Genomic DNA, 21592 nt, shown 5'->3' on the forward strand with positions numbered 1-21592 from the left:
CTCCGGACCCCCGACTCGTCATGCTCCGATCCAGCCGCCGCCAGTTCCTCAAATCCGCGTCGCTCGGCGGAGTGGCGTTCGCCTCGGGCGGGTTGTCGCTGGCAGCCGACCGCGCCCTCTCCACGCCCGGGGAGCGGATCAACGTGGGGATGATCGGCATGGGCGGCCGGGGCGAGAAGATGGCCGACGCGTTCGCGGCCGTGCCGGGCGTGCGCCTGGCGGCGATGTGCGACGTCGACAGCGAGCGGGTCGACGCCGAGGCCGCCAAGCACAACGTCGCCGCGCGGCACACGAATTACGAAGACCTGCTCGCCGACCCGTCGATCGACGCGGTGGTCGTCACCACGTGCAACCACTGGCACTGCCTGGCCGCGATCCACGCGGTCCAAGCCGGCAAGCACGTGTACGTGGAGAAGCCGCTCGGACACGACATGTGGCAACAAGAGCAGCTCCTCGCCGCCGTGGAGCGCTCCGGCAAGATCGCCCAAATCGGCACGCAGCAACGCAGCGACCCGATGCAAGGGGAGATCAAGCGCTTCTTGCACGAGGAGAAAGCGCTCGGCGAGATCCAGGGCGTGGTTGCTTGCCGCTTGGGACCGCGCGGGCCGATTGGCAAGCGCGCCGAGCCGCTGCAGGTCTCCGACTCGGTCGACCTCGACCGCTGGTTCGGCCCCAGCCAGCCGCAGCCGCTGTACCGCAACGAGCTGCACTACGACTGGCACTGGGACTGGACCACCGGCGACGGCGAGATGGGCAACTGGGGCGTGCACCTGCTGGACGACGTGCGGAACGTCGTGTTCCGCGACTCGGTCCGCTTCCCCAGCTCGGCCGTCGCGCTGGGCGCGCGGGCCGTGTGGGACGACGCCGGCCAGACGCCCAACGTCCACGCGATGCTGCTCGACTGCGGCGGCACGCCGGTCACCTGCGTGGTCAACAACCTCCCCGCCCCCAAGGGCAAGCCCAAGCCGATGATCGAAGGGGTCGAGTCCGGCTACGTGGTCTACGCCGAAGGGGGCCACTACGAGGGCCAACGCGGTAAGGGGGTCGCGTACGACCGCCAAGGCAACGTGATCCGCCGCTTCAAAGGCGACTCGGGCCACCCGCACCACGCGGGCAACTTCGTGAAGGCCGTGCGCGAGAACGAGCCGAGCCTGCTCAACGCGCCGCTCGAGCAAGGCCACGCGTCGACCGCCTGGTGCCACTACGGCAACCTGGCCTTCCTCGCCGGCGACGACGCCCCCGGCCACGACGCGCTCTCCGCCGCCGGCGAAGAGTCCGCGTGGGGCCGCACGCTCGGCGCGGTGCGTGGCTGGATGGAGGACCACGGCCTGCAAGTCGACAGCGCGCCGTTCGTGATGAGCGACACGATCCGCGTCGACCCCAACACCGGCGCCGTCCGCGGCGCGCTCCCCGAAGCGGCCCAGCAGATCGTCAAACGCGACTACCGCGACAAGTACGCGATCCCCGAGATCGCCTGACGCCCCGCGCGGCGTTCCCAGGCCGGCGCCCGAAGGGGCGGCGTGCGCGAATGTAGGGCGCTATCCCGCGCAGCGGAATCGCACCACGGCCGATCATGCGCCCGGGTCCAGCGCTGGCCTTGATTGTGCGAACGGGCTTGGCCGGTTCATCGCCCGACGGCTTGGCCGTTTCATCGCCCGACGAGAACAGCCAAGCGAAGACTCCCGAGCCTCGGGCATTAGCCCGGGGAGCGCGTCGCGCGGCACCGGTAGCCAGCGCGGTACAGTCGCACGCTCCCCGGGCTGACGCCCGAGGCTCAGAGGTTGCACTCCGTCGGGCGCCCGGCGCCGAGGACCAACGCGCCGCCACGGCCGACTCGCAATCCAACTCAGCGGTGCGAATCGGCTTCGCCGGTTGGCGCCCCACCTTTTCCTACAGCCTACAGCCTACCGCCTCCGCCCGCGTCATCCGCGGGCGCCTCCCTCACCCGATCGAGTCCCAAACGTCCGGGGCGCCGGCCTTGCGGCGCTGGGACAGCACCGGGCGGATCCGCGCCCACACGCCGAGCACGTAGCGGTACGCGTGGAACGACGCGAACAGCCCCAGCAGCGTGGTGAGCACCGTGTACACGATCAGGTCGGCCATGCTGTCCGAGCCGTGGCCCACCAACAGCAGGATCGTCACCAGCGGGATGACGGCCGCGGCCGCGAGGAACCGCTCGCCGTCGCGCCGCAGGGCCTCGCCCCGCGCGTCGAACTCCGGGTCGGTCATCGACTGGCGCACGACCCGCGGGTAGTACACCGCGGTGACCAGCGTCACCAGCAAGAAGTACGGGTACACGGCCGCCACCGCGCCACACACCAAGAGCGACAGGCAGAAGTGGGCCGCCTCGGTCGTGGGGAAGGCCGGGTGCAGGACCGACAGCACGATAGGGAAGATCAGGCTCGCCGCTGCCCACAACGCGCCGCCGATCCACGCGCCGCGGTAAGGGAGCAAGAACAGCCGCCGCAGGTCGTCGGGCCGGGCGCCCTCGCGGCGCTTCGCGCGGCGGACCGCGCGCGCGACCGCCACGCCGACCCAAGCGGCGATCGCGCCGCCGAGGGGGAAGAACGTCGCGTTCACGCAGGTCGACAGCCACACGAAGTCGCGCTTCATCTCCGGGTGCAGGCCGATGATCTCGCGCTCGTTGTAGAAGTAGTTGAACAGCCCCGCGGCGATGTTCGGCGTGAGCGTGGCGAGCGCGATCAGCAGGATCGCCGGCAGCGAGAACAGCCACGCGCGCCACGAGTCGGACGGCGGGTCGAACAGCTCGGCCGCTTCGGGGTGCAAGGCCAGTTGCAAGCGGCCGGCCAGCTCGGCGCCGGTCGCCGGGCGCTGGTCGGGGTCCGCGTCGAGCGTGCGGCGGAGCGTGCCTTCGAGCACGCGCTCGCTCGGGTCCTCCACACCGCCCGCGCGGGTCCGCTCCGGCTCGACGAGCGGCTCGCCGCGCGCGTCGGCTTGTTGCCGCAGGGCGGTCGTCCAGCAGTCGGCCTGCCCCTGGGTGGCGAACGGCCGCCGGCCCTGCCACAGCTCCCAGAGCAGCACGGCCAGCGAGTACAGGTCGGCCCGCTCGCGCACGCCCTCGGGGGTGGCGCCGGGCTGGCCGCCGATCGCGGCCAGGTGCTCGGGCGCCATGTAGCCGATCGAGCCGCCGAGGGTCGCCGCCGCGCCGGCCCGGCCCGCCGCGCCGGCGAAGCTCACGTTGAAGTCGGCCAGCTTGGGCACGCCCTCGGGCGAGAGCAGCACGTTGGCGGGCTTCACGTCGCGGTGCAACACGCCGCGGCGGTGGGCCTCGTCCAGCGCGTGGGCGAGCTGCACGCCGAGCCACGCCACGGTGACGGGCCAGTTGGCCTCCGCCAGCCACTCCCGCAGCGACGAATCCTCGGGCCGCTGCTGCGACGCGCTCAGCAGGTTGTCGTCGACCGCTTCGAGGAGCATCCGGCCGCTGCGCAGCGAAGGGCCGTTCCAGCGCACGCGCTTGACCACGTCGGCCAGCGTGCCGCCGGGCAGGTACTGCATGTAGAGCAGGTGCGTGGCGCCGTCGTCCATCGCGCGTTGGTCGTACACCCGCACGATGTTCGGGTGGTCGAACTGCGCGAGCGCCTGCGGCTCGTCCCCCTTGCCGGCCGACACCTTCAGCGCGACCAGGCGCTGCATAGAGAGCTGCCGCGCGAGGTAGACCTGGGCGAACGCGCCGCGGCCGAGCTGCTGGACAACGGCGAAGTCGTCGATCCGGTCGCCGGGGGCCAGCTCGGCTGGCGCGGCCGGTTTGCCGGCGGCGGCGACCGTCTCGGCGTTGCAGCTGAATCGCTCTAGCAGGTCGGCGTGCTGGGGAAACCGCTCCGCGTATTCGGTCCGTTTCGGGTCGTGGCCCAGCTCGCGGCGGAGCTGGAACTCTTCGATCACCAGGTCGAACGGGGTGCGGTCGCGCGGCAGCAGGTCGGGCGCGGCGTCGAGGTAGTCGTCTAGCCGCGGCTCCACGCCACGCTCGGCGAGCGCGGCCATGTCGAGCTTGACCATCTCGGCCATCAGGAACGCCGCGTACTGCGGCGCGTCGGCCGGCAGGTGGTCGCGGAGCCGCCCTGGATCGGCGACCGGCGCGAGCGGCAGGAACTGCGCGAGGCAGGCTTCGAGCAACTCGTCGATCCGCCCGGTCGGGTCGTCCTCCGCGAGCGGGACCGCCGCGAGGGGCGGCGCCGCCGGCAGGGGGCTAGAGGTTTCGACCCCTAAATCGGGCGAGTCCATCAAGATGCTCCCGAAATGGACGAATCACCCCCGCCACACGGCCGACTCGGCAATCGTACCGTATCGCGCCGCAGGTCCCAAACCGTTTCCTAGCAAGCACTTTCGCGGATTGTGCAGGGAGCCGCCAACACGCCAAGAGCGCCACGCCCGCCGAGCCCGCCACGCCCGCCAAGGTGACTGCTTGAGCCGGCGGCGCTAGCCGCGGGCGAACCAGGCGTAGCGGGCCGTGCTCCGACCGCCCGACGCTAGCGCGTTCGGCTCAAGTTTCGTTTCGTAGCGGACTGGTTTCGTTTCGTAGCCGACTAGGCGCTCGCGACGTGGCGCCGGTTGATCCAACGGGAGCGCAACGAGAATTCGCCGTTTACGGCGTTGATTAAACCGGCCGCATTACCCAGGCTAGGGCCCTAGGGGCAAGACCCGGGGGGCGGCGCCCGCCACAAGCCGCGTGGGGATAACAAACGCGATGGACCAACTCAGCGCCGAGAGCGCCTTTAGCAGTGTCGAGTTCGCCGAGAACCCCGAGCCGCGGGTGCCCTGTGTGCTGCTGGTCGACACGTCGACCTCGATGTCGGGCATGAAGCTGATCGAGCTCTCCAAGGGGCTGAAGATCTACCGTGAAGAATTGATGAAGGACCCGCTGGCGAGCAAGCGGGTCGAGGTGGCGATCGTCACGTTCGGCGGCCGCGTCGAACGCAAGACGAAGTTCGTCACCGCGCCGGACTTCGAGCCCCCGCGGCTCGACGCGATCGGCGGCACGCCCATGGGCGAGGCGATCCTTGAAGGGATCACCATGGTCGAGCAGCGCAAAGAGCAGTACCGCGCAAACGGCATCGCCTACTACCGCCCGTGGATCTTCTTGATCACCGACGGCGAGCCGAACGACCACTGGCAGCCGGTCTGCTCCAAGGTCGGGGCCGGCGAGAAAGAGAAGGCCTTCTGCTTCTTCGCCGTGGGCGTCGAGGGGGCGAACATGGAGGTCCTCAAGCAGATCTCCGCGCGCAAGCCGCTGTGGCTGATGGGGCTGAAGTTCGCCGAGCTGTTCACGTGGCTCTCCAACTCGCAGCAAGCCGTGTCGCGGTCCAGCCCCGGCGACGCGGTCGCCCTGGAGGACCCCACCAGCGGCCCCTCTGGCTGGGCGGCGATTTGATGAGGGACGCGGGACGAGGGATGAGGGACGTGGGACGTGGGACGGGGGACGGGGGATGAGGGAAAGCATCTTGCGACAAGTCCAACCCGTTTCTTAGTCACGATCCGGCGCCGGCTCATAACCTCCAAAGCCCCATCACAAGCAACGCGCCAGCGCTTTCCCCGTCCCCCGTCCCTCCTCCCCCGTCCCTAAGCCCTAGTCCCTCCCCCATGTGGCGCAGCATCTCCGCGAGTGTCGCCGGGCCGTCGCACGAGAAGACCGGCGCGCCGTGCCAGGACAGCTGCCTCACGCGCGAGCTCTCGCGCCTGAGCGAGTCGTCGCTGGTCGCGTGCGTGGCCGACGGCGCGGGGTCCGGTTCGCGGTCGGACGACGGCTCGCGGCTGGCTTGCGAAGCGGTCGTCGAGCTAGCCACCGCCTACTACGACGCCCACCAGGGCTCGTTCGAGGGCCTCACCGAAGAAGAGGCCCTGGCTTGGTGCCGGGAGGCCCGCTTCCGGATCGAGCAGTTGGCCGACCTGCGGAGCGAGAGCCCGCGCGAGTACGCGACCACGCTCTGCCTCGCCTGCCTGTCGCCGGGGCACGCGGCGTTCCTGCAGATCGGCGACGGCGCGATCGTTGCGCGTCGCGGCGGGGTGCTCGGCGTGGTATTCTGGCCACATTCGGGCGAGTACGCGAACACCACGGTCTTCCTGACAGGCGACCCGCTAGACCGGAACCTCCGGTTCGCCGCGGTCGAGGGAGACTTTGCGGACGTCGCCCTGCTGACGGACGGAATCGAGAGGCTGGCTCTATCGTTCGAACAGCGGACGCCCCACGCGCCGTTCTTCGACCCGTTGTTCAACGTGCTACGCTCTGCCGCCGACCCAGCCGCGCTCGCGCCCGAGCTCGCGCGGCTGCTCGATTCCGATTCGATGAAATCCCGTTCCGACGATGACAAGACCGTCGTCCTCGCTGCTCAAGCAGCCGCTCGATAAGCCGCTGCTGTACGACGCGTCCGACCAGGTCGTCCCGCTCGGCGAGGCGATCGGCTCGGGCGGCGAGGGGACCGTATTCGACGTGCAGGGCGCGCCGAAGCTGGTCGCCAAGGTCTACCACAAGTCGCCCCTGCCCGAGCGCCAAGACCGCAAGCTCCGCAAGCTGGTCACCCTCGGCGCGACCGACGTGATGACCATCGCCGCGTGGCCCCGCGGCCTGCTCTTCGACCCCCGCACCAAGGGCGTGCGCGGCCTGCTGATGGACAAGGTCGCCGACGCGCACGCGCTGCACGAGCTGTACGGCACCACCGCCCGCACGCGGGTCTTCCCCCACGCGCAGTGGGGCCACCTGGTGCTGGCCGCGCGGAACCTGGCCGCGGCGTTCGCCACGATGCACGAGCGCGGCATCGTCATCGGCGACGTCAACCAAGGCAACCTGCTGGTCGACTCCGGCATGTGCGTGCGGATGATCGACTGCGACTCGTTCCAGGTGAAGCACCGCGGCCACGTGTTCCGCTGCCCGGTCGGCACGCCCCACTTCACGCCGCCGGAGCTGCAGTCGCAGAAGCTCATCGAGGTCGACCGCACCCCCAACCACGACGCGTTCGGCCTGGCGATCCTGGTCTTCCACCTGCTGTTCGTCGGCCGCCACCCGTTCGCCGGCCGGTTCCTCGGCGAGGGGGACATGACCATCGAGCGCGCCATCGCCGAGCGACGCTTCGCGTACTCCAAGCACACCGCCGAGACCCAGGTCGAGCCCCCGCCGGCCACGCTCGGCATGGACGACCTGCCCCCCACGATCGGCGAGCTGTTCGAACGCGCGTTCCGCACGCCCGACGAGAAGGCCCTCCGGCCGCAGCCCGAGGAGTGGGTCGCCGAGCTCGAGAAGGTGATCCGCCACCGCCAGTCGTGCCAGTTCGAGCCGGCCCACGTGTACGCGTCGGCCTCGCTCGACTGCCCGTGGTGCCGCATCGAGAACGCCGGTGGGCCAACCTTCTTCCTCAACGTCGCGCTGGCCGACGGCTCCAGCGAGTCCCGCCTGGCCGCGCTCGACGAGCAGCTCGCCAAGGTCAAGGCGATCCACTTCCCCGAGATCCCCTCGGGCGCGCTGAAGCTGCCGAAGCTGCCGCTGCTGGTGAAGCCCAAGAAGGCGCCGCCGCTCGGCGCGGCCGACTACCTGGCGGGCGGGTGGATCGCTTCGGCGGGGCTCTGCCTGGCCGGCGCGTTCTACTGGCCGGTGCTGGCCGTCGGCGCGGCCGGGTCGCTCGCCACGGCCGGCGCGTTGGCCTTCGCCGGCGCCGGCCGCTCGCGCCGGGAAGAGGTCGACCGCCGCGACGCGGAGCTCGACGAGAAGCTCCAGCAGCTCCGCGTCGGCGCCCGCTCGATCACCGCCGCGCACGACGGCCGCCGCCAAGAATACGAGGCCTACGCGGCCAGCGTGTCGACCGGCGTGGAGCGCTACAAGTCGGAGACCGAGGACCTCCAGACCATCCTCGAGCAGCTCCGCATCGAGCAACGCGAAGAGCACCTCAAGAGCTACGCGATCCGCGACTACCGCCGCCGCATCCCCGGCCTCACCCCGCAGCAGATCGCCATCCTCCAGTCGTACGGCATCGACTCGGCCTTCCAGGTGCAGAAGGACCTGCTGACCGGCGTGCCCGGCCTCACGCCGGCCGTGACGATGGAGATGATCGCCTGGCGCGACCGGATGGCCGAGCGGTTCGAGTACAAGCCCGAGGAGGGCTGCAGCGAGGCCGAGCTCAACGCCGACCGCCAAGAGGCCACGCGCCGCTTCAAGATCAGCCTCGCCCGCAAGATCCTCCGCGGCGCGCGGCAGATGCGCGCGATGGCGTTCGCCGCGCAGGCGGAGCTCGACAAGGACCTGTCGCGCTACAAGAAGTACCTCGAGCAATGGCGCGGCCTCGCCCGCGACCGCCAAACCGCCGAAGCCGCCCGCAGCCCGTGGGAGCGGAAGCTGAACCAATCGGTCGGCGTGCTCGTCGCCGCGGGCCTCCTCGCGCCAACGATCGGCGCGCTGCTGTGGCTTGTGATGCGGTAGGCGACGATCATCTACAGAGTAGGTCAGGCTGTGCCTGACGCACGTCCATCCAACAAGCGTTCCACAGCCGCTCTAGCCAAGGGAGCACAGCATGCCCAACTACCGCCGCGCACGAGTGCCCGGTGGAACCTACTTCTACACCGTCGTAACGCATGACAGAGCCCCCATACTGGCGACCGACTTGGCATTGAACCACCTGCGAGACTGCTTCCGCCGCTGTCGCGCACAGTTGCCGTTTAGGATCGATGCGATCGTGGTCCTTCCCGACCACCTGCACTCGATCTGGACGCTCCCTCCCGGCGACGACTCCTACCCAGCTCGATGGGCGTACATCAAGAAAGAGTTCACGAAAGGGTGGCTGGCGGCAGGCGGCGTGACACGCGCCGTGACGACCGCACGGAAAGAGAACGCCGGCGCGGGGTCTGGCAGCCGAGGTTCTGGGAGCACACGATCGAGGATGATGAAGACTTCGAGCGGCACTTCGACTACGTGCACTACAACCCCGTGAAGCACGGTCTCGTCGCGTGCCCGGGTGAGTGGCCGGCCTCGTCGTTCCAAAGCTGGGTGCGGCGAGGCGTCTATCCACAGCAGTGGGGCTGCGGCCCCGCGTCGAGTGCTTTGGAACAGCGGCTGACGGGGATGGACGCCACGACCGGCGAGTAGACCTCGAATGGGCGCCGGACGAGCAAACGATCCTGAAGGTAGAACAAGACTGACCGGAGTGGGAACGCGTCAGGCGAAGCCTGACCTACGAAGCTTCGTTCGGAAGGAAGGGAGTCGGGCGGAGCCTGCACTCCGAAACTCCGCGACTTGGGTGTCTCGCATCGTTCGGCGCGTCACAGCGAGATGGTTACCAACAAGGATGCGTCGTCGATCCCTTTCACGGAGTGCTCGGTTCCGCCGGATAAGTACAGCATCTGCCCTGCGTGCATCTCCCGCGTTTCGCCTAGCGCCGTGAATTCGACTCGCCCCTCGAGACACTGTACCGTGATCGCGCCCGCCACCTTGTGGGGCGGGATGGTTTTGCCCGTCGGCACGACGAGCCGGATCACTTCGAGCCGGTCGGTCTTGATGAGCGTTTTCGTGACCGCCGCGGAAAGCTCCGGCCCCAGCGGGCGGATGTCGATCGCCTGTCCCGGCGGCGCATGGGGGATGGCCATTGAAAAGGTCTCCTTGTCGTGTGGAGTGCGGGCCGTTTGGCCGCCGAACGCCGCCGATCACGGAGCGGCCATCGTGCAGGTTTGAAGTTCCGAAAAGGAGGCTGGCCGCTGCCGCGCGTCGGAAGGTTCGCCTTCTGCGATGGGCGTCACGTCTAGGTCCGCAGTGTACAGAACTTCGGCCGTCCGGTCGGTCTTCTGCGCGCAGTTGAGAAGGAAGGGAGTCAGGCGAAGCATGACCTACAAAACTACCCGCACTCGGAGGGCCCGTCCGCGCAAAATAAAACGGGGTGGGAGCCATGGCTCCCACCCCGTTCGTTGCTCTGTCTTTCGAAGGCTAGGTTCTGTGGCCAGGCCTCGCCGTAGCCCGGCGTCAGCTCTCAGCAAGCCTCTCTACCACGGCGCAGGAAAACGCATCCGGCCAGACCAGCCCAGGCGAGCAGGGACGTCGGCTCGGGGATGACGTCGTACATGCCGGAGATGTTGTCAACTCGGAGGCCCGTCGGGTTGTCCGAGTTGTTGGCGTTTGTTGCGTTATTCAGGACGAACTGCAGTGTGTTGATACCGGTCTGGAAGCCGCTCGTGACGCTGAAGGCCGTCAGCGAGGTGAAGCCAACGCTCGTCTGACCGGTGCTGACCGAATTGATCAGGATGTCCAATCCGCCATTGTCGGTCCCCCAGTCGCCGCTGATCGCGACCGACGAAAGGTCCGCGTTCGCCGGCAGCGTGAAGGTGGTTTCGTAAGTGAAAGCTCCCCCGGGCGCTCGCGCGTCAGGCGTGGTGGCGGGCCCGATCCAACGCGAGCCAGCATTGTTGCTGACCCAGGTGGCCGGGGGGGCGGCGACAACCGCGTCCACGAGCGTCGAGCCGCTAATGATCTGGTAGTTGGGGTCGTCGCCGGCGGCGTTAACGCCCGTGTTGAACAGGTCGACAATCGCTATCGCGGCGTGCGACCGATCAGCGGTCGCGACCGCGGCGATCATCGCCACGGCGAATCGCACGATAAATGGCTTCGAGAGGTGGGCCATGGTTCTTAAATCCCAGGTGACATTTTGCTTTTTTCAATGATGCCCACGTTGCCGTAGGCCGCTCTTGCCCGGCCGGTGTCCGAGAGTCAGCGAGCTATTCGATCTTCGTAAGCCGTGCAGCCGAGCCGTTTTTGCAGCTGAGCCCTTCTTGCAGCCGAGCTGCTTCGTTTTACTGGCAAGTGATTGCGGATGGCCGCAGAGGCGGCCGGCCGCTACCAGCCCAGAGAATAAACCTGCGGCAGCCAACTAGCAACGATTTTCCGCAAGAAATGGCTTGAACGCTCGTCGTCGTCCAGCGGAGGCCAGCCCAGGTCCTCAGGTCGACTCTCGTTGCTTTCGCGGCTCGACGAAGTCCATCGGAGGTCGATAACCGCGCGGTCGGAGTTACCCGCTTGGGCGTGTGAGGCCAGCCGGGCCGTCGGCGTGGCCGAGCGCGCAACAAAAAGCTCCCGGCGCCGAACCCGGCGCCGGGAGCTTGTGCGGTGTGGGGTTCTCGCTGGGCCGCCGTCAGGCGTCAGGCGGCGCGGCGGGACTTCAGGCAGGCGCCGAGCGACAGGACCGACCAGATCAGCCCGGCCGACGCCTCGGGGATGACGCCCACCGGCTCGCGGAGCAGCCGCACCTGCCAGGCGTTGATGTGCGCGTTGGCGAAGCCGTTGGTGGCGAGCGTCAGGTCGGGGTCGGCGCCGTCGGCGAGGAATTGGCCGATCGCGTACTGGCCGAACGGCGAGGTCGGCGCGTTGTTCGAGTCGGCCTCGAGGTTGACGGTCGGGCCCGCCAGGCCGTCGTTCGATCCGTAGGTCATCACCCGGTCAATCGAGGGCGTGCGCTGGTCGGCGAAGAAGACCTGCACCTCGTAGAGGGCGCCGACCAGGAACGAGCCCAGGTCGATCGTCGTCGACGTGCCGCCGCCGAAGGTGAACGAGTTGAGCAGCGTGTCGAAGCCGGCGTCGCCGGTCGTGCCGCCGTTGAGCGCGCCGACGAAGCTAGTCCCGAGCACGTTGGACGACGTGAACAGCACGCCGTTCGCCGTGGTGTTGGCCCCGCCGCCGTTGAACGCGGCCACCAGCGAGCCGTTGGTGCTGACGTTCGACGCGCCGGTCGTGTTCTGCGCGGCGCCCCAAGCGACGACCGAGGCCGACGCGTTCGAGCCGAAGCACGTCGCCGCGAGCAGCGCGGCCAGCAAGCAGCAGGATCGATTCAGGGTGCGGGACATCGCCGGTCTATTGGTTCGGGATCGATTGAGTTGTTTCGTCTAGCGGCGGCGGCCGGGCGAGGCACGCTCCGTCGGATCGGTAGCGGTGAATAGTCTCCTCCCGATTGCCCGCAGGATCAAGCTAAATCGCACGGTTTCGCTAGTCTGCGCAGAACGTTTCGCCTAAGACGAGGCCTCGGCGTGCGGCTCGCCGTAGGGTGTTGGCTTGCCAGCCGCCGGCCGGGGTTCTATCCCCGACTGACGTCCGGGGCTCGCGTTCGGTCGGGAGCTCGCTTGGATCGGGGCTCGCTTTCGGTTGGGGTTGGCTGGGATCGGGGCTGGCCGGCGTTGGGCTCGCCGGCGTTGGGATCGCGCGGGGGCTTGCCGCTGGGCGCGCTTAGCCGTTGATGATTTCGCCGCCGTTGGGGTGCAGCACTTGGCCGGTCATGTAGCTCGCTTCGGGGCTGGCGAGGAACACGTAGCAGCCCGCGCATTCGTCGGGCTCGCCTGCGCGGCCCAGCGGCGTCTGGCCGCCGAAGGTCGCCACCTTCTCGGCCGGGAACGTGGCCGGGATGAGCGGCGTCCAGATCGGTCCCGGCGCGACCGCGTTGACCCGCACCCCGTCCGACGCCAGCGCCTGCGACAGCGAGCGGGTGAAGCTGACGATCGCCCCCTTGGTGGCCGCGTAGTCGATCAGGCTGGGGCTGCCGCGGTAGGCGGTGACCGACGTGGTGTTGACGATCGAGCCCTTGCGCTGCTTGAGGCTCGGCAGCGCCGCTTGGGTGACGAAGAACATCGCGAACACGTTGCTGCGGAACGTGTCGGTGAGCTGCTTCTCGTCGATCGCTTCGAGGCTGTCTTGGGGGTGCTGCTCGGCCGCGTTGTTGACCAGCACGTCGATCCCGCCGAACTGTTTGATCGCTTTCTCGACGGCCCGCTTGGCCACGGCTTGGCGGCCGAGGTCTCCCTTGATGAGCAAGCACTTGCGGCCGGCCTCTTCGACGAGCCGCTGGGTCTCTTCGGCGTCGTTCTGCTCTTCCAGGTACGCGATCGCCACGTCGGCGCCCTCGTGGGCGAACATCACGGCCACGCTGCGGCCGATGCCGCTGTCGCCGCCGGTGACCAAGGCGACCTTCCCTTCGAGCTTGCCGCTGCCGCGGTAGTCGTCGCGGATGACGCGCGGCTCGGGGCGCATCTTCCCCTGGCGCCCCGGCTGCCGGCGCTGCGACTGCTTCCGCCGCTGTTGCTCTTTGGAGGATTCGCCTTTCTGCTTCGACTTGTTGGCCATCGGGGACGCGCGCGAGGGGGAGGGGAGTCGGAATCGGCTTGGGCCGACGAAGCAAAGCCGATACCAACCTCGCGCTAGCCGGGGGCGGGGCCCGCCGTGCGAAGGGTCCCTCTGGGTTCTCTGTGGGTGGCTTCGGAAGATTGGCGGTTGGTGACCTCAGCTCGGACAACAACAACGGGGGGTCGCCCCGACGCCGCCGCCCTCGCGTCGACCGCGTCCGAGGGGTGACGGCCGACGCGAGGGCGACGACGACGGGGCTTAGGCGGGCTCTTGATTGGAGAAAATCCCCACCAAACGCAGCTCGGAGAGCCCCTCCCGGCTCCGCCGTCGCGTCGGTCCTCACCCACCGCTCACGATCGCCCCGACCGCACAGGCGGGTGGGGCGGCCCCCTCTTGGCGAGCCCGAGCCGAGGGCATTGCACCCACGGCGGACCCCCCGATGGGCCGTGCAAAGGCGCCTCTTCGCCCGCGAATGACGCGGATCTCAGCGCGAAGGTCGGCCCCGCTGCTGACTGGCCGGCGCCGTGTGCGGCTTGAGGAGCCCGAATCGCACGCCCTCGCGCTCCTTGCGGGGCTCGTGGTGGGCTAGAAGCGGCGGCCTCGGGCGCTCGCCCTAGCGGCCAATCTGTGGGTCTGGGCGGTCGTCGCTGCGACAATGGGGAAGCTGAGCGTCGCCGTCGGGCGCGGGCCGGAGCGGGGCGAATAACGTTACAGCGTGGAGCGTTCGGTAGGGGCGCGTAACGCTTCGCAAGCCGCCTGGAGGGAAGGACTTGCGCCGAAAATTGGCCGATTTAGCGTTACACAGCGCTTCGGAAGTGGGCGTCGCGTAACGTTTCGCTATCGAAATTCAGGTTCGCTACGCGAAAGGGATCGCCGTCACCCCGCGCCGAGCGACGCGACTTCGACCAGGCTGGTGTGGCCGGACAGGAGCTTCTCGATCGCGTCGGCCTTGAGCGACACGCCGCCGTGGGCGGCCGCGGCCGCGGAGAGCTCTTCCTCGCTCGAGCGATCGATGATCAAGCGGTGCATGTCGGGCCGGACCGGCAGCAGCTCGAACGCTCCGACGCGGCCCCGGTACCCGCGGCCGCCGCAGAGCGTGCACCCTTCGGGCTCGTACACCGGCGAGCCGGCCAGTTGGGGGCGGCCGAGCAGCTCGGCCTCGGGCTGGGTCAGCTCGCGGCGCTTGCGGCACTTGGGGCACAGCCGCCGCATCAGGCGCTGGGCGACGCACAGCCGCAGCGTGGCCGCGACCAGGAACGGCTCGACGCCCATGTCGACCAGGCGGGTGACCGCGCCGGCGGCCGAGTTGGTGTGGAGCGAGCTGAGGACGAGGTGGCCGGTGAGGGCCGCTTTGATGCCGACGTCGACCGACTCGAAGTCGCGCATCTCGCCGATCATCACCACGTCGGGGTCGCTGCGGAGGATGTTCCGGAGCACCGAGTTGAAGGCCACCTTGTCGGCCGTGTCGACCTCGACCTGCGACACGCCGACGATGTCGTACTCGACCGGGTCCTCCACGGTGATGATCCGGCCGGGGGTGTTGGCCAAGCGGTGGCGCAGCGCGGCGTACAGCGTGGTCGACTTGCCCGAGCCGGTGGGCCCCGTGAGCAGCACGAGCCCCTGCCGCGCGGACACCGCGCCGGCGAACAGCCGGTGGCCGGTCTCGGTGAGGCCCAGGCGGTTGAGCGTCATGCGGCTGGCCTCTATCGCCAGCAGGCGGAGGGTCAGGCGCTCGCCGTGGGTGGTGGGCAGGCACGCGACGCGGAGGTCGACGCGCTTTTGGTCCGGCCCGAGGTGGACCATGAAGCGGCCGTCCTGCGCTTCGCGGCGCTCGGCGATGTCCATGCCGGCCATGACCTTGAAGCGCGACACGATCGACGGGTGGTGCTTCTTGGCCAGCTTGCGGCACGGCTCGAGCGATCCGTCGACCCGCAGCTGCAAGAGCAGCACGTTCTCCTCGGGGTCGACGTGGATGTCCGACGCGCCGCGCTCGAAGGCCAGCTCGAGCAGCTCCTGGCACACCTGCGACGCGTTGACCTCTTGCTCGACGGGGGGCTCTTTCTTGGCGCGGCCGAAGCCCAGGCGGCTCTTGGCTTTGGGGGCGTCGGCGTCGGCGTCGGCGGTCTTCTCTGTTCCGGCGGAGGTGGTCAGCTCGAGCCCGTCGACGTACGCGGCGATGAGCCACTCGTTGGAGTCCGCGTGCCGCACGCGGTGGGTCGGCATCAGGTTCCCCGCGGCGGCCCACTTCTGGAGCTTCGCCATCGGGTACGGCCCGTAGACCTGCCCGTCGCCGATCTCGAAGTACCACTCGTCTTTCATGCGAGCGAGTTTAGCAGAACCGAGCTGTTAGGAACCACGACGGGCACGACGGCCGATTCGTCGTGCCCGTCGTGGTTCCAACAAAAAGCAAGCCGCCCCGGCCAGGCGGCGCGGGGCGGCTCGTTGGGCTGGCTGGCTCGACGGGGGTCAGGCTTTGTAGCTGGTCTTCACCGCGTCGGCCTTGACCGGCGAGCGGCCGCCGGGCACCGCGTCGGACTCGGGGTCGAACCAGTCGGGGTCGAACTCGATCCGTTGTTGCTCGGCGATGGCGATGTTGGTCGTCAGGGCGATGACCGCGTCGGCCAGGGCGACCTTCGGGTGGCAGTGGAGGGTCTCCGGCGGCTCGCCGTTGCGGATGCACCAGGCCCAGTGCTCGATCTCCTCTCGGTAGCCGCGGCTGACCTGCTGGGTGACCGCCTCGGCGGCCGGGGAGTAGCCGCCGCCGGTCTCGTAGGAGTCGACCAGCGCGTCCTTCTTGTCGTCGACGCTGACCTTGGTGTTGGTCTTGCTGCCCGCGTACAGCATGACGTCCTTCTCACGCTCGAGGATCAGCGTGCCCTGGGTGCCCAGGACCACCTCGCCGTAGCCGCCGAAGCCGTTGCCGTTGATCGACGAGTAGGTGACCACGCACTTCTTGTTGCGGTCGGCGATCTCGCCCTTGGCGGGGTCGTTGTCCTCGTAGTAGCCCTTGGCCGGGTACTCGTAGGACGCGTAGACGTGGTCGTCGCAGTCGCGGTCGGCCGGGAAGATGTGCCGGCCGCCGACGCCCACCACGCTCAGCGGCTGGACCTTCGCGCGCTTGCCCGGCGCGGGGGGCTCGAACTGCGAGCTGATGAAGATGCCCGCCGCGTCGAGCTGGTGGCTGCCCAGCTCGGCCATCAGGCCGCCGCCGGTGCGGTTCCAGATCCGCCAACGGATGAGCTCCTCGAGCGCCGAACGCTCGTAGCCGCCGTCGAGCGTGCCGCCCTCGTAGCCCCAGGCGGCCGCGTCGACCTGGATGTCGGCGAGCTGCGCCTTACGCTGCTCGACCTTCTTTGCCCAGAGCTCGAGCTCCGAGGGAGACAGATTCTGGTAGCCGGGATGATCGCCAGCGGCGACGCGTTCCCACGATTCAAGCGAGAGGACCAACTCGTGCCGTGCTTTGATTTCTGCCTCAAGGGCTTGGGCCCGCTCCTTCGGCATCTCCTTTCGCGCTGCGCGGATCAGGTCCTTGGTCTCCTCCAGCGGGAGGCCCTGCGGCACCGGCGGGCGCCAGCTGTCGTTGCCCGGCAGGTTGCCGCGGTGCCACTGCGCGCGGATGTGGTGGATGTCGCCGATCAGGCCGCGGCGGATCGTGTCGACGGCGTTGTCGTACAGCACGCTGTAGTGCCGCTGGTGGCCGGTCGCCAGGAGCGTGTCGGTCGCCTTCGCGACGCGGGCCATCTCCTTGCACTGGGCGACGTCCCAGCCCATGAGCTTCTCGGTCAGCACGTGCTTGCCGGCGCGCATGGCGTCGACCGCGGCCGGGTGGTGCATCCACAGCGGCAGCGCGATGATGACGGCCTCGATGTCGTCGTTCTCGAGCAGCTCGCGGTAGTCGGAGTAGACCTTGATGTCTTTCTCGGCCGCCGCGCGGTCGGGGTAGTCGTAGACCTTGCACAAGCCGGGCCGGGCCTCGAGGGCCGACGGGCTGTAGCAGTCGCCGTAGAACGCGCGGTGCACGCTGTAGGGGCGGATGTCGGCGATCGCCTTGACCTCGACGAAGTCCGGGTTGAGCGCGCCGATCAGCACGTTGCCCTCGTCGCCCGTGCCGATCACGCCGACCCGCAGGCGGTCGTCGAGGCTCTTGCCGTAGCCCCAGTACGCGGCGCCGAACCCGCCGGCCGCCACGGCCCCGGCCAGCGTGACCTCCTTGAGGAAGTCGCGGCGGGTCTCGTTGGTGTCGAGCAACTTGCCGGTTACGCGGCGGAAGTTGTCTTTGCCAACCGCCTTCTCTTCGTCGGACAGGTTCATGGTAAGGCCTTTGATTTCGGAGGCTGGGCGAGCGCTGCGGAGCGGCGAAAGCGTCGATCGGCTGGCCCATTCTACGCAGCGGCGCTCGCTGCGTTCGGGTGGGTCTCGGTTTGTCGCGGCAAGCGGCCGCGGGACTTGAGCCAAAGGTAATTGAAGACCCCATCGAGGCCGGCCCAGCGGCCCGCGCCCAACGCGGCGATGACGAGCAGCGACATCAGTTCGATCGCCCAGCCGAAGAACGCCATCATCACCTGGTCGCCGCCGGTGGGGTCGGTCACCCACGGCGGGAGCGTGAGCATCACCGAGAAGATGAACCCGGCGGCGACGATCGCGGCGACCGGCGTGGCTAGGCCGAGGAACAAGCAGATGCCGCAGCCCAGCACCACGCAGGTCACGATGAAGTCGATCGTGCGGAGCGTCGACCGCTCGGCCAACGCGTCGCGGACCTTGTCGGCCGCGACCTCGTCGGCCTCGGCCAGCCGCTGGGCCTGGGCGATGAATTCGTTCTCGATCAGCGACACCGACGAGATCCACGGCTGCATTGTCCGCCAGTTGTCTGCCGCTTTCTCGTCGATACGCTCTTGCGCGTACGGCGGGGGGGAGGGGCCGGCGTCGTCGCGCATCTGCTTGAGCAGCCAGGCGTCGTGCTGCAGGTCGGCGATCTCTTCGCGGATAGATTCGATGTAGTCCTTCACCCGGGCGACCGACCGCAGCCGCGACTGCTCGATCGCGTCGATGGTCTCGGCGGACAGGCTCGGCTCCTCCAGCTCGCGCAGGCGCTCCACCCCGGCGGCCCAGCCTTCGTCGATGTTCGCGAGCCACACGTCGCCGGGCTGGACCTCCGCGGCGCCGCTGTCGCCGTGTTGGATCGGCATAGCGAGCTCCGCGTGCGCGTCGTACGGCCCGCGGACCATCGCGCGGAACATCGGGGCGAGCGGCCCCCGCGCGGTCCGCAGGAACCCGGCCGAGGAGAAGCCCGGTTCGAGCTTCTTGACGCCTTCGTTGTAGAAGTGCCACCCCAGCAGCAAGCGGAGCGCGACGACGGCGACGATGGCGAACTTCGTGAGCCGGATCATAGGGCTTGTTGGCCACCGGCGCGTGCTGGCGCCGGAACTGGCGGATGTCGGGACTAGTAGTGAGAAGTGACACGGCCGAGCTGACGAGCGTGTCGCAATCGCGTATCGTAGCCGCCTAAGTGCTTCCCCGCTATCGGGATACACCGATTCACCGGCGGGGCGACTTGCCGTCTGTCGGCCCGGCGGCAGGCTAGCAGAGGGCAGGCAGGGGAACTGGCGAAAACCGCTTGGATTACAGTACTGAAAGCGCTTTCATAATGTCTTATACCGCAAACATCGCGATTTGTTACCCTGTGGAGGCCCGGCACCTCCAAAAAATCGAAAAAACACTCGCCGAGCTGCAATGGGACGCTCGACTCATCGACGCCGGTCAGGAGCGGATCGCCGACGCGCTGCTCTCAGCCGACATCTACTGCGGGCACGCGAAAGTCCCCGTCCCGTGGGACGAGGTGGTCCGCGCGGGGCGGCTGAAGTGGATCCAGAGCTCGGCGGCCGGCATGGACCACTGTTTGGTCCCCTCGGTCATCGAGTCGCCGATCGTCGTGTCTAGCGCGTCGGGCGTGCTGGCGGACCAGGTCGCCGACCACACGCTCGCGCTCACCCTCGGGCTGCTCCGCAGCTTGCCGGTTTACTTCAGGGCCCAGCAAGCGAGGGAGTACGTGCGGCGGCCCACGCGCGACCTGCACGACGCGCGGGTCGGCATCGTCGGCTTCGGCGGCAACGGCCGGCGGCTCGCGGAGGTCCTCTCTGCGTTCCGCTGCGAGATCTGGGCCACCGACTGCTTCCCGGAGGATCGCCCCCCCCACGTGAGGGCGCTGCTGGCGGACGACCGGCTCGACGAGATGCTCGCCGAGGTCGACATCGTGGTGCTGGCGGCCCCGCTGAACGACCAAACCCGGGGGATGTTCGACGCGGCGCGGCTGGCGCGGATGCGGCCCGACGCGCTGCTGGTGAACATGGCGCGGGGGCCGCTGGTGGTCGAGTCGGACCTAGCCGACGCGCTCGATTCGGGCCACCTGGGGGGCGCGGGGCTCGACGTGGCGGAGGTGGAACCTTTGCCCCCGGATAGCCGTCTGTGGGACCAGCCTCAGACGATCATCACGCCCCACGTCGGGGGGCAACGGGCGTCGCGGATCGACGACATGACCGAGTTCTTCTGCGAGAACCTGAAGCGCTACCACACGGGGAGGCCGTTGCTTAACTATTTAGCCGATAAGCGGTTAGGTTTCCCGCTGCCGGCCGACGCGGCGTGGCGCCTGCGAAGCGCCTAAAACGGCGGCCGGGCGCTATAGGCCGTAGCGGCAGCGGACACTTGCCTGCTCAAGGAATCGGTATGCCGTTGGCCGACCGGCGGCCTACAATGCCCGCTCCGAGACACCTCGTCGACGCCAGCCCAACGATCCCCTCTTCCCTCCGAGCCTCCGGGCGCGCTTCAATCCACGCTGCTAATTGGCGGTCAGGGGCAGGGGCGACCCTCTTCCGGCGGCCGGGCCCAGCGCGACGCCGGTCGCGCCGGGGCGCGTCGATCCTTCCGGCGCCCACGCGCCGCTCAAACGCCGCATGAACACGACCGTCATCCCCGAAAGCAAGACGATCACCTTCAAGGGTGATCAGCCGCCGCAGCAGAGCGCGCAGCTCTGCCGGCGATACGACGAGCTGATCCAGTCCGAGCGGTTGGGCTGGACCGAGCACCTGCGGCTGAAGCGCTTGCTCGGAACCGGTGGGCAGGGCGTGGTGTACCTGAGCGAGCGGCGGGGCGCCGACAGCTTCACGCTGCCGGTCGCGCTGAAGTTCTTCTCGCCCGAGCGCTACAGCAGCGAGCGGGTGTACGACGAAGCCATGCACCGCATGGCCGCCGTCAGCGGGCGGGTCGCGCAGATCGCGCACGACAACCTGATCGACGTGCAGAACTTCATCGAACGCGACCGCATCCGCGTGCTGGAGATGGAGTGGGTCGACGGCTACGACCTCGACCTGTTGCTCACGCCGGCGATGCTCGGGCGGGCCAAGCAGCGGGTGAGCAGCCGCCGCTGGGAGTACATCAACAACGTGATCGCCACCTCGGGGCCCGTGCGGCCGCGGCTCAAGCCGGGCATGGCGGTGGCGATCCTGCGGGAGATCATCGCCGGGCTCGCCGCGCTGCACCGCGAGGAGATCGTCCACGGCGACATCAAGCCCTCCAACATCATGGTGAAGCGGACCGGCAACGCGAAGATCATCGACATCGGCTCGGCGATCGACCTGAACGACATGCCGTCGCAACGGACCTGCACGCCGCAGTACGCCGCGCCCGAGATGCTCGAGCGCGAGGAGTTCACGCCGCGGAGCGACCTGGCGAGCCTCGGCTACGTGCTGATCGAGTTGCTCTCGGGCCGCCCGTTGTTCGCCGGGATCAACGACTACACCAAGCTGCTCGAAGCGAAGCGGACGCTGCCGCAGCGGCTCGACTCGTTGCTCCCCGACGAGGTCACCGACAGCGACCTGCTGATGGGCATCTGCCGCCGCCTCACCGCGCCCGACCCGATGCTCCGCTACGGCAGCGCCGAAGAAGCCGACACGGCCGAGCTCGGGCTGGCCGAGTTCCAGCGGTCGCTCGTGCGGGGCGACCTCGCTAGCGAGTACGAGAACGAGCTGCGTGTTTGGCTCGAAGAGCTGGATTAGGCGGCGGCCCGTGGCCCGTGGCCCGCTGTCCGTGGCTGGGTGTCGCTGGGCTGTTGACGAAGTGAAGGCGGACCGCTGCAAGCTGACAGCGCCGGAGATCGCGATTGACGCGATGGCGGCGTTTCGGGAGGTTAGCCGCAGCGCCGGCTCAGCCGGCGCCCCCGCCGAATCGCCCCTCGTGGAGTCGCAAGGATGCGCTCGACCACGCTCGCCTCCGCAGTTTGCTGCACTTTGCTGTGCCACGCCGCGCTCAGCCAACCGGGCCTGGCGCAGAGCGACCAGTACAATCGGGGCGCGTCGGCCTCGACGCGGGCGGACCTCGAAAAACTCTTCGGCGAATCGTTCCCCTCGACAGCAGCGGGCAGCTACCGATCGAGCGCCGGCTCGCCGGCGACGACGCCCAACAACCTGCGCGGCGCCCCGACGGGCCAGCCGACGGGCCCGTCGACGGGCC

General features: G+C 68.9%; 15 protein-coding genes and 1 pseudogene. 8 read left to right on the forward strand and 8 right to left on the reverse strand.

Annotated features, from left to right (window positions below; all coding sequences use genetic code 11):
* The first annotated feature begins 20 nt into the window (after positions 1–20).
* Positions 21–1478, forward strand: a complete 1458-nt coding sequence (locus RIC11_RS08565) for a Gfo/Idh/MocA family protein (protein ID WP_350210284.1) — start codon at positions 21–23, stop codon at positions 1476–1478.
* Positions 1479–1941: 463 nt separating this feature from the next.
* On the opposite strand, the gene RIC11_RS08570 is transcribed toward RIC11_RS08565, so the two are convergent.
* Positions 1942–4242, reverse strand: a complete 2301-nt coding sequence (locus RIC11_RS08570) for a serine/threonine-protein kinase (RefSeq protein WP_350210286.1) — start codon at positions 4240–4242, stop codon at positions 1942–1944.
* A 463-nt stretch (positions 4243–4705) separates the two neighbouring features.
* Here RIC11_RS08570 and RIC11_RS08575 point away from each other — a divergent pair, with 463 nt between their 5' ends.
* The 5 genes and pseudogenes from RIC11_RS08575 to RIC11_RS08590 all read left to right on the forward strand — a co-directional run bounded on the left by RIC11_RS08575 (position 4706) and on the right by RIC11_RS08590 (position 9085).
* Positions 4706–5389: a vWA domain-containing protein gene (locus RIC11_RS08575; RefSeq protein WP_350210288.1), complete on the forward strand. Its 684-nt coding sequence runs from the start codon at positions 4706–4708 to the stop codon at positions 5387–5389.
* Between the two features lie 209 nt (positions 5390–5598).
* Positions 5599–6363, forward strand: a complete 765-nt coding sequence (locus RIC11_RS08580; protein ID WP_350210290.1) for a PP2C family serine/threonine-protein phosphatase — start codon at positions 5599–5601, stop codon at positions 6361–6363.
* On the forward strand, positions 6320–8422 hold the full coding sequence (locus RIC11_RS08585; protein ID WP_350210291.1) for a protein kinase domain-containing protein: 2103 nt from the start codon (positions 6320–6322) through the stop codon (positions 8420–8422). Before RIC11_RS08580 ends, RIC11_RS08585 begins: the two co-directional genes overlap by 44 nt.
* A 91-nt stretch (positions 8423–8513) precedes the next feature.
* Positions 8514–8741 (forward strand): annotated as a pseudogene (locus RIC11_RS20715) (REP-associated tyrosine transposase); the annotation flags it as partial.
* A gap of 2 nt (positions 8742–8743) precedes the next feature.
* Complete coding sequence (locus tag RIC11_RS08590; protein ID WP_350210293.1) at positions 8744–9085, forward strand: hypothetical protein; 342 nt, start codon at positions 8744–8746, stop codon at positions 9083–9085.
* A gap of 173 nt (positions 9086–9258) precedes the next feature.
* Here RIC11_RS08590 and RIC11_RS08595 read toward each other — a convergent pair whose 3' ends face one another.
* The 7 genes from RIC11_RS08595 to RIC11_RS08625 form a co-directional block, all read right to left on the reverse strand.
* Complete coding sequence (locus tag RIC11_RS08595) at positions 9259–9582, reverse strand: cupin domain-containing protein (RefSeq protein WP_350210295.1); 324 nt, start codon at positions 9580–9582, stop codon at positions 9259–9261.
* 377 nt (positions 9583–9959) lie between these two features.
* Complete coding sequence (locus RIC11_RS08600; protein ID WP_350210297.1) at positions 9960–10568, reverse strand: hypothetical protein; 609 nt, start codon at positions 10566–10568, stop codon at positions 9960–9962.
* Between the two features lie 553 nt (positions 10569–11121).
* Positions 11122–11823, reverse strand: coding sequence for a hypothetical protein (locus RIC11_RS08605; RefSeq protein ID WP_350210299.1), 702 nt, complete (start codon positions 11821–11823; stop codon positions 11122–11124).
* A gap of 376 nt (positions 11824–12199) precedes the next feature.
* A complete protein-coding gene (locus RIC11_RS08610; RefSeq protein WP_350210301.1) occupies positions 12200–13090 on the reverse strand; it encodes an SDR family oxidoreductase in 891 nt (296 codons plus the stop codon).
* A gap of 876 nt (positions 13091–13966) precedes the next feature.
* Positions 13967–15409: an ATPase, T2SS/T4P/T4SS family gene (locus RIC11_RS08615; RefSeq protein WP_350210302.1), complete on the reverse strand. Its 1443-nt coding sequence runs from the start codon at positions 15407–15409 to the stop codon at positions 13967–13969.
* Positions 15410–15556: 147 nt separating this feature from the next.
* The gene (locus tag RIC11_RS08620; protein ID WP_350210304.1) at positions 15557–17401 is read right to left on the reverse strand and encodes a Gfo/Idh/MocA family protein; all 1845 of its coding nucleotides are present in this window, start codon (positions 17399–17401) and stop codon (positions 15557–15559) included.
* A 71-nt stretch (positions 17402–17472) separates the two neighbouring features.
* Positions 17473–18477 (reverse strand): DoxX family protein, encoded by a 1005-nt coding sequence (locus RIC11_RS08625; RefSeq protein ID WP_350210306.1) that lies wholly within the window; start codon positions 18475–18477, stop codon positions 17473–17475.
* Between the two features lie 257 nt (positions 18478–18734).
* Here RIC11_RS08625 and RIC11_RS08630 point away from each other — a divergent pair, with 257 nt between their 5' ends.
* Positions 18735–19748 carry a D-2-hydroxyacid dehydrogenase gene (locus RIC11_RS08630; protein ID WP_350210308.1) on the forward strand — a complete coding sequence of 338 codons (1014 nt, stop codon included), beginning with the start codon at positions 18735–18737 and terminating at the stop codon, positions 19746–19748.
* 289 nt (positions 19749–20037) lie between these two features.
* Positions 20038–21138: a serine/threonine-protein kinase gene (locus RIC11_RS08635; protein WP_350210310.1), complete on the forward strand. Its 1101-nt coding sequence runs from the start codon at positions 20038–20040 to the stop codon at positions 21136–21138.
* Positions 21139–21592: the final 454 nt, after the last annotated feature.

It is taken from the genome of Botrimarina sp. (assembly GCF_040219535.1).
In the GTDB taxonomy this organism is placed as follows: Bacteria; Planctomycetota; Planctomycetia; order Pirellulales; family Lacipirellulaceae; genus Botrimarina.